This window comes from Rhodococcus sp. NPDC127593 (assembly GCF_042671975.1).
Taxonomy (GTDB): Bacteria; Actinomycetota; Actinomycetes; order Mycobacteriales; family Mycobacteriaceae; genus Rhodococcus_F.
The window spans coordinates 53,869-68,216 of record NZ_JBHXWI010000011.1; the positions used below are offsets into that span (position 1 = coordinate 53,869).

The window sequence follows — 14,348 nt, forward strand, 5'->3', positions numbered from 1 at the left end:
ACCACGCGTACGGTCGGTGATCATTACTGTTGAAGAGAAGGCAGGCGACTCGAAGGGGATCCACGATGACCAGCGATTCAGGCGCACGCAGCCGCGTGCAGTTCGGTGCCGGGGCGACGCCGGAACTCGTCAGTTCCGAGGGACGGACCATCATCGCGGACGCCGTCGTCGCCAAGATCGCAGGTATCGCCACCCGTGAGATCAACGGCGTCTACGACGTGGGCGGCGGCACCGCACGCGCTGTCGGCGCTCTCCGCGATCGGATCCCCGGCGCCCGCGTCAACCACGCCCAGGGCGTCGCCGTCGAAGTCGGCGAGAAGCAGGCCGCCATCGACATCGGCATCGTCGCGGAATACGGCGTCGCACTGCATGAACTCGCGGTCGGCATCCGGCGCAACGTCATCGCGGCCGTCGAGCGCATGACCGGGCTGGAAGTGACCGAAGTGAACATCACCGTCTTCGACGTCATGCTCTTCGACGAATCCGAGGCCGCGTCCGAGCTCGACGGCAAACCGAGGGTGCAGTGACCGGACCACTTCCACCGGACACCCACGCCGAGGACATCTCCGAACGCATCGTCGCCGCCGTCCTCGCAACCCCGGGAGTGGCAGCGATGCACGGCGGCGCGTTCGGTGAAGTCGCGACCTACCTGCCCGGACGCCGGGTGACCGGAGTGACCGTCGGCCCCACGTCCTGTGCCGTCCACCTCGCGGCTCGCTACCCCGCCAACGTCGTCGACACCGCCGAAAGAGTGCGGGCCGCAGTGGAATCGCTGGTGGACGTCCCGGTCGACGTGACCGTCGAAGATCTCCTGACAGAGACAGGACAAGCTCAATGAACAGCACAATCACAGGCCTGATCGTCGGGTTACTTCTCGCCATCGCCGGCATCCTCGGCGGTTTCAGCGGATTCGTCTTCGCCGTCCTCCTCGGAGCGCTGGGCATGGCCGTCGGCGCGCACCGCGACGGCCACCTCGATCTCGGCGCCATCCTCCGAAGCCGCGGCCGTGGCTGAACCCTTCACCGCACCCACCGCCGGTCCCCACGACGACGCGGCGCTCGACGACACCGCCCTACGCGGCGAGCTGGTAATCAAGGAGCGCGCCGTCGTGAAGATCGCCGTCGCCGCAGCGCTCCAGGTACCCGGCGTCGTCAAGCAGTCCGGTGGGCTGTCCCGCCTGACGGGTCGGGAACTCCCCCGCGCCGACGTCTCGACGGGAGCGGGCGCCGTCGCGATCAACCTGTACATCGCGGTCCAGTGGCCATGCCACCTCGACCTCGTCAACCGTCGGCTCCGCGCACAGGTGCACCATCAGGTCGAGCAGATGACGGGCATGCCGGTCATCGAACTCAACATCGTGGTCGTCGGAACGGAATCCGCAGCACCCGAGGACAGTTCGGCCGAAAGCCGCTACTCCGAACAAGGCGACCCCGCCGTGCCGCCCGCCCCGGTGGCGCCCGTCCGGCCACGCACGCCGCGCGCGACTCCGGCCGCTGTGCCCGCCGCAATCATCGTCGCCGTCGGAGCTCTCGGTCTCGCGGTCGTCGCGGCGCGTGAACTGCTCATCATGCGCGGCACCTTCGCCAACGCGCCCTGGATCCGCAACACCGTGCAATGGCTGGGCCGGCTGCACTGGTCCGAGTGGATCGTCCCCGTCGCCGCGGGCGCGATCGTCCTGGGGGTCGTATTCATCGTCGCGGCCCTCAAACCGCGGCCGCGCACCCACCTGCCGCTCGCGGTGGGTGACACCCCGATCGTCTGGCTGCGCCCCACGGACCTCGCTCGCAACTCCAGCAGCCACGCCAAGACCGTCCCCGGAGTGCTGTCGGCGCACACGACGGTCGACCGCAAGCACGTCACCGTTCGCGTGGTACGCACCGAGTCGACACCCGCCGGGGACGTGGCCATCTCCGTCCGCGAGGCCGTGGAACCGACGCTGTCGCTGCTCGGCACGTCTCCCGAACTCCGAGTGCAGGTGAAGCCGTGAGACATCGGACGGCCGCCGTCAACCGGGTCATCGTCCTGCTCGTCGGGCTCGCACTCCTCGGATTCGGCGCCTACGCCGTGGCCTGGGACCTGCAGGTTCCGATCGTCCGCGAATGGGTGTCGCGATACGACCGCGCGCGCGTCACCGCACTCCCCGACCAGGACTGGTGGGGCTGGGCACTCGCTGCGACGGTCGTCGTGGGACTGGTCTTCGGGATCGTGCTCCTCGCCCTGGATCTCACCCGGCGACGCACGTCCCCCGTCGCCGTACCGGATCGCGAATCGGGCACCTACGTCACCGTCGACCTCGGCTCGCTCGCCAACGGGGTCGCCAGCGAACTCGGCCAGTACCCCGGAGTCCGGCAGACACGCGCTCGCGCCGTGGTCGAACGCGGACTCCCCACCCTGTCGATCGTCGTGACCGCCGACCCCACCCTCGACATCTACGACTTCACCCGCAAATCCGAGGACGTCGCATCGTGGGTCGCATCGACCCTCGGCGGTGAACAGGTCGCTACCCAGGTCCTGCTCCACCTCGACCGCGCCGACCACCCGGCGCACGTCGAAAACTGACACGGGGCGTTCCGGTCGGCGACCTCCGAGAATGGGATGCGTTTGAACTACCGCTGAGCGTGTACCCCGAAACGCCAATGGCGCCCACCCCTGAGGGTGGGCGCCATTGGCGTTGGTGGAGCTAGATCACTTGTTGATCTTCGTGACCTTGCCGGCGCCGACGGTACGGCCGCCTTCGCGGATCGCGAAGCGCAGGCCCTCGTCCATGGCGACGGGCTGGATCAGCTTGACGGACATCTCGGTGTTGTCACCGGGCATGACCATCTCGGTGCCCTCGGGCAGCGTCACAACGCCCGTCACGTCCGTGGTACGGAAGTAGAACTGCGGACGGTAGTTGTTGAAGAACGGCGTGTGGCGGCCGCCCTCGTCCTTGGACAGGATGTACGCCTGGCCCTCGAACTCGGTGTGCGGGGTGGTGGTGCCGGGCTTGACGACAACCTGTCCACGCTCGACATCTTCGCGCTTGATACCACGAACCAGCAGACCGACGTTGTCACCGGCCTGGCCCGAGTCGAGGAGCTTGCGGAACATCTCGATACCGGTGACCGTGGTCTTGGTGACCGTCTCCTTGATGCCGACGATCTCGACCTCTTCGTTGACGTTGACCGAGCCACGCTCGATACGACCGGTGACGACGGTGCCACGACCGGTGATCGTGAAGACGTCCTCGACGGGCATGAGGAACGGCTTGTCGGTCTCGCGGACCGGGTCCGGGATCGACTCGTCGACCGCAGCCATGAGCTCGAGGATGTTCTTGGTCCACTCCGGGTCGCCCTCGAGCGCCTTCAGAGCGGAGACCTTGACGACGGGAGCTTCCTCGTCGAACTCCTGCGCAGCGAGGAGCTCACGGACCTCCATCTCGACGAGCTCGATGATCTCGTCGTCGTCCACCATGTCGGCCTTGTTCAGGGCGACGAGGATGTACGGCACGCCGACCTGGCGGGCGAGCAGCACGTGCTCACGCGTCTGGGGCATCGGGCCGTCGGTGGCCGCGACCACGAGGATGGCGCCGTCCATCTGCGCCGCACCGGTGATCATGTTCTTGATGTAGTCGGCGTGACCGGGAGCGTCGACGTGCGCGTAGTGGCGCTTCTCGGTCTGGTACTCAACATGCGAGATGTTGATCGTGATACCGCGAGCCTTCTCCTCAGGAGCCTTGTCGATCTCGTCGAAGGCCGAGGCCTCGTTGAGATCCGGGTACGCGTCGTGCAGAACCTTGGTGATGGCCGCGGTCAGCGTGGTCTTGCCGTGGTCGACGTGACCGATGGTGCCGATGTTCACGTGCGGCTTCGTCCGCTCGAACTTCGCCTTCGCCACTGTGTGTCCTCCTGGACTGATTGATGCTTGCGGTATGCAGCAGTGCGGTTGTTATTACTGGGTCGTGCTTCGGCCGGCTGGAACCGAGGTTACTCGCCGGTCGCCTTGGCGATGATTTCCTTCGAGACGTTCGCGGGAACCTCTGCGTAGGAATCGAACACCATGGAGAAGTTCGCCCGGCCCTGGGTCTTCGACCGCAGATCACCGATGTAACCAAACATCTCCGAGAGCGGAACCAGCGCCTTCACGACACGGGCACCACTGCGTTCCTCCATGGCCTGGATCTGGCCACGGCGGGAGTTCAGGTCGCCGATCACGTCACCCATGTACTCCTCGGGTGTGGTGACCTCGACAGCCATGAGCGGCTCGAGAATGACCGGGCCGGCCTTGCGGGCGGCTTCCTTCAGCGCCTGCGAACCGGCAACCTTGAAGGCCATTTCCGACGAGTCGACATCGTGGTACGCACCGTCGAGCAGCGACAGCTTCAAGTTCACCAGCGGGTAGCCGGCAAGAACGCCGTACTGCATCGCGTCCTGCGCGCCTGCATCCACGGAAGGGATGTACTCGCGAGGGATACGACCGCCGGAGACCTTGTTCTCGAACTCGTAGGTGGCACCGTCTTCGCCGACGAACGGCTCCAGCGCGATGATCACCTTGGCGAACTGGCCCGATCCACCCGTCTGCTTCTTGTGGGTGTAGTCGTGCTTCTCGACCTTCTTGGTGATGGTCTCGCGGTAGGCAACCTGCGGCTTGCCGACGTTGGCCTCGACCTTGAACTCGCGACGCATACGGTCGACGAGGATGTCGAGGTGGAGCTCGCCCATGCCGCCGATGACGGTCTGGCCGGTCTCCTCGTCGAGCTCGACGGAGAACGTCGGGTCCTCTTCGGCGAGCTTCTGGATCGCGGTGCCCAGCTTCTCCTGGTCGGACTTGGTCTTGGGCTCGATCGAGACCTGGATGACCGGGTCCGGGAAGCTCATGGACTCGAGCACGATCGGCGCGTCCTGTGCACACAGCGTGTCACCGGTCGTGGTGTCCTTCAGACCGATCATCGCGTAGATGTGGCCGGCCACGGCCTCGTCGACCGGGTTCTCCTTGTTGGCGTGCATCTGGAAGAGCTTTCCGATGCGCTCCTTCTTGCCCTTGGTCGCGTTCATGACCTGGGCGCCCGGATCGATCCGGCCGGAGTACACGCGGACGAACGTCAGCTTGCCGAAGAAGGGGTGCGAAGCGATCTTGAAGGCCAGAGCCGAGAACGGCTCTTCCTTGCTCGGCTTACGCGTGAGGATCTCTTCTTCGTTGCCCAGGGCGTGACCCTGGACCTCGCCGATGTCCAGCGGGTTCGGCAGGTAGTCGATGACCGCGTCGAGCATGGGCTGAACGCCCTTGTTCTTGAACGCGGAACCACACAGAACCGGGTACAGCTCGGAGGCGACCGTCATCTTGCGGATGGCGCCCTTGATCTCCTCGACGGAGAGTTCCTCACCGGCGAAGTACTTCTCCATGAGAGATTCGTCGGACTCGGCAACGGTCTCGAGCAGCTTCTCGCGGTACTCGGCAGCCTTGTCGGCCAGATCCGCGGGGATCTCCTCGATGGTGGGCGCGGCACCCGTCGGCACGACGCCACGCCAGGTGATGGCCTTCATCTCGACCAGGTCTACGACGCCGTCGAAGTCGTCCTCGGCGCCGATCGGCAGCTGGAGGACGAGCGGCTTCGCGCCGAGGCGGTCGATGATGGTCTGGACCGTGAAGTAGAAGTCCGCGCCCATCTTGTCCATCTTGTTGACGAAACAGATGCGCGGAACGTCGTACTTGGCGGCCTGACGCCACACCTGCTCCGACTGGGGCTCGACGCCCTCCTTGCCGTCGAACACGGCAACAGCGCCGTCGAGCACGCGGAGCGAACGCTCCACCTCGACGGTGAAGTCGACGTGGCCGGGCGTGTCGATGATGTTGATCTGGTTGTTGTTCCAGAAGCAGGTCACCGCGGCAGAGGTGATCGTGATGCCGCGTTCCTTCTCCTGCTCCATCCAGTCCGTCGTCGACGCTCCGTCGTGCGTCTCGCCGATCTTGTAATTGACACCGGTGTAGAACAGGATGCGCTCGGTGGTCGTGGTCTTGCCGGCATCGATGTGCGCCATGATGCCGATGTTGCGGACCTTGTTCAGGTCGGTCAGCACTTCCTGTGCCACAGGATTCTTCCCCGCTCGTAGCTCGTGTATCGGGTATCGGCCTCCCCGGTGTTCACCAGCGGGGCCATTGTCTCGAGTTGTAGATCAGCCGGTCCCTGGTGGGGACCGACGTGCGACGACGCCGGAGCAGTCACGGTTGGTGACTGCTCCGACGTGACGTCACCAGCGGTAGTGGGCGAATGCCTTGTTGGCTTCGGCCATCTTGTGAGTGTCCTCACGACGCTTCACAGCGGCACCGAGGCCGTTGCTGGCATCGAGGAGCTCGTTGGCGAGACGCTCGACCATCGTCTTCTCGCGGCGCTGCCGGGAGAAGGTCACCAGCCAGCGCAGCGCGAGGGTGGTGGAACGGCCCGGACGAACCTCGACCGGCACCTGGTAGGTCGCGCCACCGACACGGCGGCTGCGAACCTCGAGGGCAGGCTTGACGTTGTCCAGTGCGCGCTTGAGGGTGACGACCGGATCGGTGCCGGTCTTCTCGCGCGCCTGCTCGAGTGCTTCGTAGACGATGCGCTCGGCGGTGGACTTCTTGCCGTCCATCAGGATCTTGTTGACGAGCTGCGTCACCAGGGGCGAACCGTAGACCGGGTCGTTGATGAGCGGACGCTTAGGAGCGGGGCCCTTACGTGGCATTAGCTCTTCTCCTTCTTGGCGCCGTAGCGGCTGCGGGCCTGCTTGCGGCCCTTGACACCCTGGGTGTCGAGGGAGCCGCGGATGATCTTGTAGCGCACACCCGGGAGGTCCTTCACGCGACCACCGCGAACGAGCACCATCGAGTGCTCCTGCAGGTTGTGGCCCTCGCCCGGGATGTAAGCGGTGACCTCGACGGAGCTGGTCAAGCGCACACGCGCGACCTTACGGAGCGCCGAGTTCGGCTTCTTCGGGGTGGTGGTGTACACGCGGGTGCACACGCCACGGCGCTGCGGGCTGCCCTTGAGGGCTGCCGTCTTGACCTTCGCGGTCTTGTCGCGGCGGCCCTTGCGGACCAGCTGGTTGATGGTTGGCATTTACCGGCTTTCTTCGTGTTGAACAGACTGCTCTGGACAAGCAACCTTGGCTGTTCTGAAATTAGGGATCTAGCAGTTGGGGCAAGAGAGCTGCTGCCCCTCACCCACACCTCGAGCTGCACCCGAGGTCGGGTGTGTCGCATACCCCCACACAGGCAGCCGGATGCTCGTTCCATGCAGAAATCTGCACGAACGCGCGCACGGCAATACCTCGCTAGGCACACAGATCGGCCCGGGCATGCCGGACACGACCCACAACGATACCCGGCGGCGCGCCGGAAGGTCAAAGTGGGCTGGCAGTGGTAAGGGCTGACCTGGGATGTGGGGCACTGCTTGGAGCTGTCGGTACGGGCACGGGCACATCAACTACTCAGATTGAGCGTCAGATCCGCAAGCGTCGATGCCGCCTCACACGGGTCTGCCGCCCCCGTCTGGAACTGTACCCACCAGCCGACGACGCCCGCGGAGGGCGATCCGACCGTCACTCCGCACGCCCCCGGATCACCGGGGGGACGCATCACGACGGCCTTGCGGCCCTGGATGGTGGAGGACTCCACGGTGTAGCCGAGCTTCTCGCCGGTCGACTTCTCCGTGTCGAGTGAACCTGTCTCGAACCAGTTGAACGTCACCTTCACGGGACCGTTGGCACCGACCGCGTCCCACCGGCAGATCGCGCCGAAGAAGCCCCGTTGGATGGCGTCGGCGCCGACGGTCTGGGCGATCTGGTCGTCGGCGACGGCGTTGCACTCCTCCAGCAGGGCCGTGAACTGTTCGGTGTCGCCGGACGAGGCCGCCCCCTCGGCCCTGGGCGAGCCCTCGATCGTCGACCCGCACCCCGCGATCAGCCCGACCGCGGTGGCCGCGGCCAGCACGCGCACGACGCGCAACGTCCCGCTGCTCATCACTCCCCCGCTCACTTGGCCCTCGACACGCTGAGTTCGGCGAGATCGCGCGCCACCTTGCACGGGTCCGCCGCGGGTTGCGCGTCCGCGTACATCACCGACCAGTGAACGAAGTCGCCCCCGAACTCCACACCGAGTTCACACAGAATTCCTTCGGACGATGCAATGAATCCGGGATGTCCCTGGACGTCGATGTCGGTGGCCGGCCTGCCGATCAGCTCGGAACCCGCCCGCTCGCGGCCGATGGGACTGCCGCGGTACCAGGAGAACGTCACGCTGGGACCACCTATTCCCGCGGTTTCCCACTCGCAGCCGACGGAATTACGCGTCACCCCGGTGAAGGGCGGCATCCCGAACGCCTTCGCCACCTCGTCGTCGGTGACCGAACCGCACTGACCGAAGAACGGGCCCGGATCGGTCACCTGCGGGAGCTGCTGCGCGGCGGGTTCGGTACCGGAATCGTCTCCGTCTCCCCCGCAGCCGACCAGACCGGCCGCGACGGTGATCAGGACGAGCAATCCCCATTTCCGGCCCATGGTCGGTGACTCTACCGATCCCCGCGACCTTTGCCCGGTCAGTCGAGAACGGCCGCGTCGAGCCTCCGCGGCCCTATCGATTCACCGCTCCGCGGTAGTGCGGCATCCAGCTGCGCCGCCCACTGCCGCACGATCTCCGCCCGTCGCTTGGAGTCGTCCGTGAGCACGTCGGCCAGACCGAGTCCGCGTGCGAGATCGAGGGTGGCCTGGACGAGCCGGTGCGCCACCGGGTCGGCGTCGTCGAAGCCGAAGTGTTCGACGGCGGTGCGGTGCGCGATCCGGCCGAACCGCTCCTCGAGCGGCACGATCCGGGCCCGGAGTTCGGGGTCGGCGGCGGCGGCCGTCCATACCTGCAGCGCCGCCTTGAACAAGGTGCCCGTGTAGTAGTCGACGAGCCGCGACACCACGGCCTCGGTGCGTCCCTCCCCGGTCGGCAGGTCGGTGGCCTCGCGCCGGGCCTGCTCCATCCGGGCGTCGAACATGACCTCGAGCGCCGCGGTGATGAGGTCCTCGCGGGTCGGGAAATGGTGCTGGGTCGCGCCGCGGGACACGCCGGCGCGCTGGGCGACGAGGCTCACCGTGGTGGCACCCCAGCCGAGTTCGGCGAGGCAGTCGATGGTGACCGCGAGGAGATGCCCGCGCGTGACCCGGCTGCGGTCCTGCTTCGGTTCGCGGGTCATGTGTCACTTCCTCTCGTCGCGCTGCGCGCCCGTGAGTACTCGACGAGTCCTGAGACTCGTCAACCACGCACGGGGCCGGAGGCCCATCTCGGCGGCCGCTTCTGCAGGAACGCCATCATGCCTTCCCGCGCCTCCTCGGATTCGAACAGCCTCGCCGACTGGGCGGTCAGCTCGTCGGTGTAGCGGTCGAAGTCTGCGAGCACGCCACGGGTCGTCAGGGTCTTCGACTCGGCCAGACCCTGCGGCGACGCCTGCCGCAACTGGTCGAGCAATTCCTCGACGGTGTCCTCTGGATCCTCGGCGGACTCACTGATCAGCCCGATGGCCTCCGCCTCGTGGACACCGAACTTCTCGCCGGTGAGGAGGTAGCGGCTCGCGGCTCGCGAATCGATCCGGGGCAGCACCGTCAACGAGATGATCGACGCGGCGAGTCCGAGCCGGACCTCGGTGAGCGCGAAGGTGCTGCGCGGGCCGGCGACGGCGATGTCGCAGGCCCCGACCAATCCCATGCCCCCGGCCCTGACGTGACCGTCGATCCGGGCGATCACCGGCTTGGGCAACTCGACGATGGCCCGCAGCAGGTCGGCCATCTGCCGGGTCCGCGAGCCGACGTCGCCGGACGTCTCACTCAGATCCGCCCCGGCGCAGAACGTGCCGCCGGTGTGGGTGAGGACGACGCCGCGGACGTCGTCGTCCGCGGCGGCGTCCCGCAATCCCTGCAGCAGTTCGCCCACGAGCCTGCCGGAGATCGCGTTCCTGTTGTGGGGCGAATCGAGGGTGAGGGTGGCGAACCCCCGGCTCACCTCGTACCGGACGTACCGGTCGGCTTCCACGTCGGTCATGTGCTGTCCGTTCGACATCAGTACGACTTCGGCAGCCCGAGCGAGTGCTGGGAGACGAAGTTCAGGATCATTTCCCGGCTCACCGGAGCCACGCGGGCGATGCGCGCCGCACCGAGCATCGCCGCGAGACCGTATTCCTTGGTCAGGCCTGCGCCGCCGTGCGTCTGGACGGCCTGGTCGAGTGCCTTGATGCTGGCCTCGGCGGCGGCGTACTTGGCCATGTTGGCGGCCTCGGCGGCGCCGAAGTCGTCGCCGCTGTCGTAGAGGACGGCCGCCTTCTGCATCATCAGCTTGGCGAGTTCGAGTTCGATCTTGATCTGCGCCAGCGGATGCGAGATGCCCTGGTGCGCGCCGATCGGCTCCTTCCACACCGTGCGTTCCTTCGCGAACCGCACCGCGGCGTCCAGCGCGTAGCGGCCCATGCCGATCGCCATGGCGGCGCCGAGAATGCGTTCGGGGTTGAGACCCGCGAACAACTGCATCAACGCCGCATCGGCCTCGCCGACGAGCGCGTCGGCGGGCAGCCGGACGTCGTCGAGGAACAGCATGAACTGGTGGTCGGGCTCGACGATGTCCATCTCCATCGGCGTCTTCACGAAGTTCTCGGCGTCGGTGGGGACGATGAACAGTGCAGGCTTCAGCTTGCCGGTCTTCGAATCCTCGGTCCGCGCGACGATCAGGACGGCGTCGGCCTGGTCGACCCCGGAGATGTAGATCTTGTTCCCCGACAGCAGCCAATCCTCGGCTGAACCATCACCCCTCGCTTCGCTCGATCGGACCCGACGCGCGGTGGTCGTGATCTGGTGCGAGTTGGAACCCGCGTCGGCCTCGGTGATGGCGAACGCCATGATCTTCGAACCGTCGGCGAGGCCGGGGAGCCAAGTCTGCTTCTGCTCCTCGGTGCCGTACTTGCCGATGATCGTGCCGCAGATCGCCGGCGACACGACCACCAGCAGGAGGCCGGCGCCGTGGGCCGCGAGTTCCTCCTGGACGAGGGCGAGCTCGTAGATGCCTGCGCCGCCACCCCCGTATTCCTCGGGAAGGTTGACGCCGAGGAAGCCGAGTTTGCCCGCCTCGTTCCACAATTCGGTCAGCGGTTCGCTGCGCCGCGCCCGGGGCAGCACGTAGTCGACGTAGTTGAAACGCTCCCCGAGCCTCGACACCGAGGCGCGGAGTTCCTTCTGTTCTTCTGTCTCGATGAAGCTCATCGGGACTCACGGGCGGAGACCCCACCCTTCGGGTCAGGTACGGAGCCTTCTGGGCGGGTGTGACGTGTCTGGCGTCTGTACATGTCGGTGCTCCTGACTACGGTCGAGGTGTGGAAGAGGTTGTGCGGTACAGCTATCGGCTCCGGCCAGGCGTGATGGCTGTGCGCGCGCTCGAATCCGAGTGGCATCGCTGCCGATACCTTTGGAATGAGGCTGTGCGGCAGCAGAAGACCGGACTCAAGCCGACGTTCGCGAAGCTCGGAAAGCTGCTGACCGAGGCGCGCGGACGTAACGCGTGGCTGCGCGAAGGTGCGCAGGTCCCTCAACAGCAGACGCTGAGGACTTACGCGAAGGCTTTGGAGCACTCGTTCACGGTGAAGGGTCGAGGACGCCCAGCATTCAAGGCGCGCAATAAGTCTCTCCCTGCGCTGGAGTACACGTCCCGAGGGTTCTCGGTCCGCAACGGTCGGCTGTCTCTCGCCAAAGGCATCGTGATCCCGGTGGTCTGGTCGCGGGAGCTGCCGTCCAAGCCGACCAGTGTGCGGGTGCATCGAGATTCGCTCGGGCACTGGTACGCGTCGTTCGTGGTGCGACGCGAAGCCGTCGCTGCCCCCACTGTCGACGAAACCAGTGGGATCGGCATCGACTGGGATGTATCCGTAACAGCCACGACCACGAGTCCCGGGTTCGACCTGCCATATCTCGGGCACCGGAAGCGCTGTTCCGCAGAGCTTGGTAAGGCGCAGCGAAAGATGGCCAGGCGCCATAGCGGCAAGCGTGGACCGCAGTCCAAGGGATACCAGCGGGCACGGAGAGAAGCCGCGAAGCTGCACAAGAAGGCCGCACGACAGGTGCGGCACGACTCCAGATGCGCGAGAGCCAAGCAGCGACTCGGACTCGCGGAACGAACCTTCCTGTGTCGGAATTGCGGATATACCGACTGCTGGGACAGGAACGCTGCCAGGGTGATCCTGGCTGTGGCAGAACGGGGCCACACTCGTGTTGACGTTGTCAGACATGCGCATTCCTCCTTCGGGTCGGATGTGTGTGCGGTCTGAGCGTGGAATCTCCCGCCTACAGTCGGGGAACCGCTAAGACTCTCTTTGGGGCTGCGCTGCTTCGACTACTGCCAGGACCGTTCCCACGTCGACCTGCTGACCGGCGGTCACGGAAAGTTCGGTGAGGACACCGGAGGCCGGTGCCTTGATCGTGTGTTCCATCTTCATCGCCTCGAGCCACACGATCGGCTGACCGGCGGTCACGGAGTCGCCGACCTCGGCGCCGAGGCGGATGACGGAACCCGGCATCGGCGCGAGCAGCGACCCCTCGGCGACGACGGCGCTCGGATCGGTGAATCGCGGTGCGGCGAGCAGGCTCACCGGGCCCAGGGCGGAGTCGACGAACACGTCGTCCCCGTACCGGGACACCGCGAACGAGCGGCGTAGCCCCGCGACGTCCAGTGCGACGTGCCGCGCCGTGGCCGACACGAGCGCGACGTCGTCGAAGCCCTCGGCCCTCAGCCCGTTCCGGGTGAGCAGGTACCGGATCTCGATGTCGCCGCCGGTGCCCGTGAACGTCTTGCTCTGCGGCGCGGACGCCAGATTCCGCCACCCGCTGGGGAGCGTCGAGTCGACCGTCGCGACGTCGCGGTTGTGCGCAGCGTCCGCGAGTGCGGCGGCCAGCGCCGACAGTCGCTCGGTGTCGGCCGACGCCAGCGGACGCGCCAGCACGTCCAGCCCGTGGGTTTCGAAGAAGGCGGTGTCCGTGTCGCCGGCGAGGAATGCCGGGTGGCGGAGCACGTTGACGAGGAGGTCGCGGTTGGTGCGCAGTCCATGAATCTGCGCGCGACTCAGGGCCGTCGCCAGCCGGGTGGCCGCCTGCGTGCGGGTGGGCGCGAACGAGATGACCTTCGCGAGCATCGGGTCGTAGTGCACACCGACGGTGGATCCGTCGACCACGCCGGAGTCCAGGCGGATGCCCGGGGAGCGCAGCACGTCGAATTCGACCGCATTCTCGGGAAGGTCCAGACGGTGGACCGGTCCGCTCTGCGGCTGCCAGTTCTGCGCCGGATCCTCGGCGTACAGCCGGACCTCGATGGAATGGCCGGACACGGCGGGCGGTTCGGGGTCGAGCCTGCCGCCTGCAGCGACCTGCAACTGCAGGTCGACGAGGTCGAGGCCGGTGGTGCATTCGGTGACCGGATGCTCCACCTGCAGCCGGGTATTCATCTCGAGGAAGAAGAAGTTCCCGTCGTCCGGGTCATCTCCCCCTCGCTCCGCTCGACCGGAAGCCAGGAACTCGACCGTTCCCGCACCCTCGTAGTCGATCGCCTTCGCCGCGAGCCGGGCGGCCTCGAACAGCCGCTCGCGCATCCCCGGGAGGGCTTCGACCAACGGCGACGGCGCCTCTTCCACCACCTTCTGGTGCCGACGCTGGATGGAGCATTCACGCTCCCCCACCGCCCAGACGGTTCCGTGTCGGTCGGCCATCACCTGGACCTCGATGTGCCTGCCCGTTTCCAGGTACCGCTCGCAGAACACAGTCGGGTCACCGAAGGCCGATTGCGCTTCGCGGCGGGCGCCTTCCAGCTGTTCCGGGAGGTCCGCGAGCTCACGCACGACGCGCATGCCGCGTCCGCCGCCACCGGCGGACGCCTTGACGAGCACCGGCAGGTCGGCTTCGGTGACGGCGCCCGGATCGAGTTCGGCCAGCACCGGGACTCCGGCGGCGGCCATCATCTTCTTGGACTCCACCTTGGAACCCATCATCTCGATGGCGGGCGCGGGCGGCCCGATCCACGTCAGCCCCGCGTCGTGGACGGCGCGCGCGAAGTCCGCGTTCTCGGAGAGGAACCCGTAGCCGGGGTGGATGGCATCGGCACCGGCGAGCAGTGCCGCCTCGATGACGAGGTCGCCGCGCAGGTAGGTGTCGACGGGACTGTTGCCCGGCAACCGGACCGCGGCGTCGGCCTCGGCGACGTGTGGGCTGAGTGCGTCGGCGTCCGAAAACACGGCGACGGTCCCGATGCCCGCGCGACGGCAGGTGGCGAAGACGCGGCGGGCGATCTCACCACGATTGGCAACCAGTACGGACTGGATCATTTCGGGC

General features: G+C 66.7%; 16 protein-coding genes. 6 read left to right on the forward strand and 10 right to left on the reverse strand.

The window, feature by feature from the left end:
• Window positions 1–65 precede the first annotated feature (65 nt).
• The 5 genes from ACFVJ3_RS12305 to ACFVJ3_RS12325 are packed head-to-tail and all read left to right on the forward strand — an operon-like array spanning window position 66 to window position 2,559.
• Window positions 66–527 carry an Asp23/Gls24 family envelope stress response protein gene (locus ACFVJ3_RS12305; protein WP_005252221.1) on the forward strand — a complete coding sequence of 154 codons (462 nt, stop codon included), beginning with the start codon at window positions 66–68 and terminating at the stop codon, window positions 525–527.
• The gene (locus tag ACFVJ3_RS12310) at window positions 524–838 is read left to right on the forward strand and encodes a hypothetical protein (protein WP_378452313.1); all 315 of its coding nucleotides are present in this window, start codon (window positions 524–526) and stop codon (window positions 836–838) included. The genes ACFVJ3_RS12305 and ACFVJ3_RS12310 overlap by 4 nt, the downstream gene beginning before the upstream one ends.
• Complete coding sequence (locus ACFVJ3_RS12315) at window positions 835–1,014, forward strand: hypothetical protein (protein ID WP_005252219.1); 180 nt, start codon at window positions 835–837, stop codon at window positions 1,012–1,014. Before ACFVJ3_RS12310 ends, ACFVJ3_RS12315 begins: the two co-directional genes overlap by 4 nt.
• Window positions 1,007–1,987 carry a DUF6286 domain-containing protein gene (locus ACFVJ3_RS12320; protein ID WP_378452314.1) on the forward strand — a complete coding sequence of 327 codons (981 nt, stop codon included), beginning with the start codon at window positions 1,007–1,009 and terminating at the stop codon, window positions 1,985–1,987. The genes ACFVJ3_RS12315 and ACFVJ3_RS12320 overlap by 8 nt, the downstream gene beginning before the upstream one ends.
• On the forward strand, window positions 1,984–2,559 hold the full coding sequence (locus ACFVJ3_RS12325; protein ID WP_378452315.1) for a hypothetical protein: 576 nt from the start codon (window positions 1,984–1,986) through the stop codon (window positions 2,557–2,559). Before ACFVJ3_RS12320 ends, ACFVJ3_RS12325 begins: the two co-directional genes overlap by 4 nt.
• 126 nt (window positions 2,560–2,685) lie before the next feature.
• Here the strand turns inward: ACFVJ3_RS12325 and tuf are convergent, their stop codons facing one another.
• The 9 genes from tuf to ACFVJ3_RS12370 all read right to left on the reverse strand — a co-directional run bounded on the left by tuf (window position 2,686) and on the right by ACFVJ3_RS12370 (window position 11,240).
• On the reverse strand, window positions 2,686–3,876 hold the full coding sequence (gene tuf / locus ACFVJ3_RS12330; protein WP_378452316.1) for an elongation factor Tu: 1,191 nt from the start codon (window positions 3,874–3,876) through the stop codon (window positions 2,686–2,688).
• An 89-nt stretch (window positions 3,877–3,965) separates the two neighbouring features.
• Window positions 3,966–6,068 carry an elongation factor G gene (gene fusA / locus ACFVJ3_RS12335; protein WP_378452317.1) on the reverse strand — a complete coding sequence of 701 codons (2,103 nt, stop codon included), beginning with the start codon at window positions 6,066–6,068 and terminating at the stop codon, window positions 3,966–3,968.
• Between the two features lie 159 nt (window positions 6,069–6,227).
• Window positions 6,228–6,698, reverse strand: coding sequence for a 30S ribosomal protein S7 (gene rpsG, locus ACFVJ3_RS12340; RefSeq protein ID WP_073361026.1), 471 nt, complete (start codon window positions 6,696–6,698; stop codon window positions 6,228–6,230).
• A complete protein-coding gene (gene rpsL / locus ACFVJ3_RS12345) occupies window positions 6,698–7,072 on the reverse strand; it encodes a 30S ribosomal protein S12 (protein ID WP_005252198.1) in 375 nt (124 codons plus the stop codon). The genes rpsG and rpsL overlap by 1 nt, the downstream gene beginning before the upstream one ends.
• A 362-nt stretch (window positions 7,073–7,434) precedes the next feature.
• Window positions 7,435–7,974, reverse strand: a complete 540-nt coding sequence (locus tag ACFVJ3_RS12350; RefSeq protein ID WP_378452318.1) for a DUF3558 domain-containing protein — start codon at window positions 7,972–7,974, stop codon at window positions 7,435–7,437.
• An 11-nt stretch (window positions 7,975–7,985) separates the two neighbouring features.
• Window positions 7,986–8,510, reverse strand: coding sequence for a DUF3558 domain-containing protein (locus tag ACFVJ3_RS12355; protein ID WP_378452319.1), 525 nt, complete (start codon window positions 8,508–8,510; stop codon window positions 7,986–7,988).
• Window positions 8,511–8,548: 38 nt separating this feature from the next.
• The gene (locus ACFVJ3_RS12360; protein ID WP_378452320.1) at window positions 8,549–9,190 is read right to left on the reverse strand and encodes a TetR/AcrR family transcriptional regulator; all 642 of its coding nucleotides are present in this window, start codon (window positions 9,188–9,190) and stop codon (window positions 8,549–8,551) included.
• A gap of 59 nt (window positions 9,191–9,249) precedes the next feature.
• Window positions 9,250–10,050, reverse strand: a complete 801-nt coding sequence (locus ACFVJ3_RS12365) for an enoyl-CoA hydratase family protein (protein ID WP_378452321.1) — start codon at window positions 10,048–10,050, stop codon at window positions 9,250–9,252.
• Entirely contained in the window at window positions 10,050–11,240 is a 1,191-nt protein-coding gene (locus ACFVJ3_RS12370; protein ID WP_378452322.1) for an acyl-CoA dehydrogenase family protein, read from the reverse strand. Before ACFVJ3_RS12370 ends, ACFVJ3_RS12365 begins: the two co-directional genes overlap by 1 nt.
• 110 nt (window positions 11,241–11,350) lie before the next feature.
• Between ACFVJ3_RS12370 and ACFVJ3_RS12375 the strand changes: the two genes are divergently transcribed.
• A complete protein-coding gene (locus tag ACFVJ3_RS12375; protein WP_378452323.1) occupies window positions 11,351–12,298 on the forward strand; it encodes an RNA-guided endonuclease InsQ/TnpB family protein in 948 nt (315 codons plus the stop codon).
• Between the two features lie 33 nt (window positions 12,299–12,331).
• Here ACFVJ3_RS12375 and ACFVJ3_RS12380 read toward each other — a convergent pair whose 3' ends face one another.
• Window positions 12,332–14,341 (reverse strand): acetyl/propionyl/methylcrotonyl-CoA carboxylase subunit alpha, encoded by a 2,010-nt coding sequence (locus ACFVJ3_RS12380; protein WP_378452324.1) that lies wholly within the window; start codon window positions 14,339–14,341, stop codon window positions 12,332–12,334.
• Between the last annotated feature and the right edge of the window lie 7 nt (window positions 14,342–14,348).

What these genes read in the sequence shown, in the direction of transcription:
- ACFVJ3_RS12305 (WP_005252221.1), top strand. Translation starts at nt 66, where the DNA reads ATGACCAGCGATTCAGGCGCACGCAGCCGCGTGCAGTTCGGTGCCGGG.
- ACFVJ3_RS12315 (WP_005252219.1), top strand. Translation starts at nt 835, where the DNA reads ATGAACAGCACAATCACAGGCCTGATCGTCGGGTTACTTCTCGCCATC.
- rpsL (WP_005252198.1), bottom strand. Translation starts at nt 7,072, where the DNA reads ATGCCAACCATCAACCAGCTGGTCCGCAAGGGCCGCCGCGACAAGACC.
- rpsG (WP_073361026.1), bottom strand. Translation starts at nt 6,698, where the DNA reads ATGCCACGTAAGGGCCCCGCTCCTAAGCGTCCGCTCATCAACGACCCG.
- ACFVJ3_RS12360 (WP_378452320.1), bottom strand. Translation starts at nt 9,190, where the DNA reads ATGACCCGCGAACCGAAGCAGGACCGCAGCCGGGTCACGCGCGGGCAT.
- ACFVJ3_RS12370 (WP_378452322.1), bottom strand. Translation starts at nt 11,240, where the DNA reads ATGAGCTTCATCGAGACAGAAGAACAGAAGGAACTCCGCGCCTCGGTG.
- ACFVJ3_RS12365 (WP_378452321.1), bottom strand. Translation starts at nt 10,050, where the DNA reads ATGTCGAACGGACAGCACATGACCGACGTGGAAGCCGACCGGTACGTC.
- ACFVJ3_RS12350 (WP_378452318.1), bottom strand. Translation starts at nt 7,974, where the DNA reads ATGAGCAGCGGGACGTTGCGCGTCGTGCGCGTGCTGGCCGCGGCCACC.
- ACFVJ3_RS12355 (WP_378452319.1), bottom strand. Translation starts at nt 8,510, where the DNA reads ATGGGCCGGAAATGGGGATTGCTCGTCCTGATCACCGTCGCGGCCGGT.
- ACFVJ3_RS12380 (WP_378452324.1), bottom strand. Translation starts at nt 14,341, where the DNA reads ATGATCCAGTCCGTACTGGTTGCCAATCGTGGTGAGATCGCCCGCCGC.